The following is a 3,970-nucleotide window of genomic DNA, read 5'->3' as shown; positions in this document are numbered from 1 at the left end:
CGCGCCACCGGCTGACCGCACCCGCCCGCCCGCGCCGCCGCCTGCACCGGCGACTCCGGGGTCACCGTCGTCGTCGACTTCACCGCCCTCGGCGGCGGCATCGAGACCGGCTGCGCCCCCGGAGACCCCGCCAGCGGCCTCGCGGCGCTCACCGCCGCCGGGTTCCCGTACTCCTTCCACCCGCGCTACCCGGGCTTCGTCTGCAAGATCAAGGCCCTGCCGACCACCTGCACCAACCCCACCGGCAGCGCCTACTGGTCGTACTGGCACGCCCCGCACGGCGGCCCCTGGTCGTACAGCAACCTCGGCGCGGGCAGCTACGACCCGGCCCCCGGCTCGGTCGAGGGCTGGTCCTTCGGCGCCGGCGCCCAACCGGGCATCACCGCGCCCTGAGGTCCGCGCTCCGGCCCCCGGCCGCTCCACGACGGAGCGGCCGGGGGCCGTCCTCGGACGGACACCACCGGGACGCGGCCGACGCGGTCAACGGCGCACCCGGTAGCTCAGGTGAAGGACCCGGTCACCCTGGACCACCAGGTCGGGACCCTCCAGCAGGTGCTGCGCGTGGACCGCGCCGAAGTAGCGCCTGCCGGACCCGAACACGATGGGTGCGACATCCATGCGCACCTCGTCGACCAGGCCCGCGGCGAGTACCTGGCCGCCGACGTCGCCGGCGGCGACCTCGACGATGCGGTCACCCGCGAGCTCCCGGGCCTTCGCCACGGCCGCGTCGATGCCGTCGGTGAAGTGGAACGGCGCCCCGGGGTCCCAGCCCTCGGGCGCGGGCCGGTGCGTCACGACGACCACGTGGTCGATCCCGCCCGGCGGCTTCCCGTCCCAGCCGTCCGTCAGGTCGAAGACACGACGGCCGACGATCGTGACTCCGATCCGGTCCCAGTACGGCCGGGTGTAGTCGTAGGACGTCCGCGACACCTTCAGCGCACCGCTCTCGTCCAGCGGGACGTCACCGCTGGTCAACCAGTCGAACAGCGGTCCGGGCTGGTCGCTCTCGTCCGCGATGAAGCCGTCGACCGACACCGATCCGTACATGACCACCTTGCCCACGGGGTCCTCCTCTTGTTCTGGGGTGCCCCGCATTGTGGCGTACCGGGGGGCGGGTCACGCCGAACCCGAACGGGGCGTCAGGCGGACACCACCGGGACGCCCTCCGGTCGGCCGGCCAGCAGGGCCGCCAGGTGGTCCGCGCAGCTCAGGGCCGCCGCGGCCATGGCGGCGTTGGTCATCCCGGCGATGTGCGGGGTGAGCAGCGCGTTCGGCAGCCCGAAGAGCGGGGAGGCGAACGCGGCGTGCTCGTGCTCGAAGGTGTCCACGGCGGCCGCCGCGAGCGGGTGCGCGGGGTCGCGCAGCGCGTCGGCGAGTGCCCGCTCGTCGACGATCCCGCCCCGGGCGGTGTTCAGCAGGACCGATCCCGGCCGCATCAGCGCCAGTTCGGCCCGGCCGATCAGCCCCCGGGTCCGCGCGGTGAGCGGCACGTGCAGCGAGACCACGTCGCTGCCCGCCAGCAGCTCGCCGAGCGAACCGGCGGGTTGCACCGGGCGCTCCACCGGGCTCTCCACCGGGTGCCGGGAGAGGGCCCGGACGGCCATGCCCAGCGCGCCCGCCCGGGCGGCCAGCGCCCGCCCGACCCGGCCCAGGCCGACGATGCCCAGGGTGAGGTCCGACAGCTCCGCCGCCGGGGCCGCAGGCGGCTGCCAACGTCCCCGGTGCGCCGCCTCGTTGGAGGCCGGCAGGTGCCGGGTCAGGGCGAGCAGCTGGGCCAGCGCGAACTCGGCGACCGCGTTCGCGTTGGAGCCCGGGGTGTGGGTGACCGCGACCCCGTACCGGGCGGCCGCCGGGAGCTCGACGTGGTCGGTGCCCGACCCGGCCCGCCCCACCACCCGCAGCCGGTTGCCGAGGGCCGCATCCGTCGCCGCCGCCAGGAACGCGGCGCGCAGCGGCACCCCGCCCCGGGACTTGACCGCGTGGTAGCCGACCCCGCCCCGGACGGTCTCGGCGATCAGCGCGGACTCGTCGAAGGCGTCGAAGTCGGTGAACTCCACCCGCCCGGCCTCCACCTGCCCGGCCCAGTCGGCCCGCGCCGCGTCAGGGTCGGCGACCCGCCGGAGGTTCAGCGTGACGGCCAGCCCGTGACCGAGCAGCCGCTCCAGCTCCCGCCCGAGCAGCGCCCCCGGCGCCGCGTCCAACAGCAGGACCCGGTCCTCGCCCATCGCGGTCCCCCCTTTCGTTCGCAGGGACCCTATCCGGGTACCCCGGGGCCCGGCCCTGCCGGGGAGCCGACCTGACGGTCCGTTGACTCGCCCCGGGTGGTGTGGTCTGATGAGACGATTTTTGCTCCTCGGCAGTCAGGGGAAGCCGGTCCGATTCCGGCGCTGACCCGCAACCGTAGATCCGCCCCCGGCCGGGGATGGGTGAGCCGGAATGCCTGCGCCGAGAGCTCGTTGTGTCACAAGCACTTGCGTCGTCGCGGACTACGACGTGGTCGGGACGGTCCCCGCACGGGGTGCCGTCCGCTGCGCCGTGGTGCCCGCCGACCGATCGGGGGAATCACCGGTGAGAGTCAGCAGCAGCCGCACCCGCGAGGAGCGGCGAGGTCGGGGGAGCGGGCGGCCGGCGTACCGGCTCGCCGTCGGCGCCGTGGCGGCGGCCGTGGGCGGCACGGTCCTGCTGGGACACCCCGGCAACGCCGCCGCCGACCCCGCACGCACGCCCGACCTGGCCAGGGGCAGCGCCTACCTGACCGCCCCGGCCCGGCTCGTCGACGGCCACTACTACGAGGCGTTCCCGGACTTCGCCGACTTCGGCCTCACCATCGACGGCGCCTACGCGCTCGCGGCCACCGGCACCGACGACGCGGCGCTGCGCCGGATCGTCGACTTCCTCGACGGGCAGGGCAAGGACGCGGGCGAGCGCACCGTCAACGACTGGACCGGCATCGGTACCCAGGACGCCGGCGGCGGGTCCATCGGCAAGGAGGCGCTGCTCGCCGAGATCGTCGGCCGGGACCCGCGCGCCTTCGGCGGCCGGGACCTGATCGCGGCCCTCGCGGCTGCGGTCTGCGCCCGGGCCGAGGAGGCCACCGGCTGTGCGGCGCCGGGCAACTACACCTACGCCACCTCGGTCTTCTCCCAGGCGCTCGGCATCCTGGCCCAGCTGCGGGCCGGGGACACCGGACCGGCCGCCGCGCCGATCGCCTACCTGCGGAGCCTCCAGCACGCCGACGGCTCCTGGCCCAGCCTGATCCCCGCCACCGGCGACTCCGACGTGGACAGCACCGCGATGGCGGCGATGGCGCTCGCCCTGGTGCCCGGTGCCGAGGCCGCCGCCGCGGTGGACCGGGCGCTCGGCTGGCTGGCCGGGCGGCAGCAGGGCGACGGCGGCTTCCCCGGGGCGGCGGGCAACTCCACCAACTCGGCCGCGCTCGCCGTCCAGGGGCTGAGCCTGCGTCCGGCCGTCCACGCGGACCGGATCGCCAAGGCGCTCGACTTCCTGGCCGGGCAGCAGAACGCGGACGGCGGCTTCAACGTCGCGACGGCCGGTCAGCGCGGGTCGGACGTCCGGGCCTCCACCCAGGCGCTGGGCGGGGCGACCGGGATCCCCTTCGGCACCCTCCGGCGGGACCTGACGAGCGGGCCGACGCCGACGGGTACCCCGACCGCGACTCCGACTGCGACGGCTACTCCGACGGGCACGCCGACGTCGACCGCGACCCCGACCGGGACGGGGACACCGACCGGGACGCCCACCGGTAGCGGGACGCCCACCGGCACCCCGACGGGCACCCCGACGGGCACCGCGACGCCGACCGGCTCGCCCTCGCCGACCGCCGCGCCGACCGGCACCACCACCGCGACCGCGACCGCCACCGCCACCGACCGCGCCTCGACCACGGCGACCACCATCCCGGCGACCGGGCCGACGTCCACCGGCACCCCGCCGGCGGTCCCGCCGCCCG

2 protein-coding genes, 1 pseudogene and 1 riboswitch are annotated in these 3,970 nt (G+C 76.2%); of the genes and pseudogenes, 1 reads left to right on the top strand and 2 read right to left on the bottom strand.

Features of this window, described 5'->3' with window-relative positions; genetic code table 11:
* Nucleotides 1–480: 480 nt before the first annotated feature.
* Together AB0N76_RS39500 and AB0N76_RS39495 are read right to left on the bottom strand one after the other, a co-directional pair.
* The gene (locus AB0N76_RS39500) at nt 481–1,062 is read right to left on the bottom strand and encodes a dihydrofolate reductase family protein (RefSeq protein ID WP_363565690.1); all 582 of its coding nucleotides are present in this window, start codon (nt 1,060–1,062) and stop codon (nt 481–483) included.
* A 77-nt stretch (nt 1,063–1,139) separates the two neighbouring features.
* Nucleotides 1,140–2,225, bottom strand: a complete 1,086-nt coding sequence (locus tag AB0N76_RS39495) for an NAD(P)-dependent oxidoreductase (RefSeq protein ID WP_363565689.1) — start codon at nt 2,223–2,225, stop codon at nt 1,140–1,142.
* An 82-nt stretch (nt 2,226–2,307) separates the two neighbouring features.
* Nucleotides 2,308–2,463: riboswitch (cobalamin riboswitch) on the top strand.
* Between the two features lie 261 nt (nt 2,464–2,724).
* Here AB0N76_RS39495 and AB0N76_RS39490 point away from each other — a divergent pair.
* Nucleotides 2,725–3,660, top strand: a pseudogene (locus AB0N76_RS39490) (prenyltransferase/squalene oxidase repeat-containing protein); the annotation flags it as partial.
* Nucleotides 3,661–3,970 lie beyond the last annotated feature (310 nt).

It is taken from the genome of Kitasatospora sp. NPDC093806, assembly GCF_040683335.1.
GTDB lineage: Bacteria > Actinomycetota > Actinomycetes > Streptomycetales > Streptomycetaceae > Kitasatospora.
The sequence above is the reverse complement of the archived record's forward strand: the minus strand, read 5'-3'. Positions and strand labels throughout refer to the sequence as shown.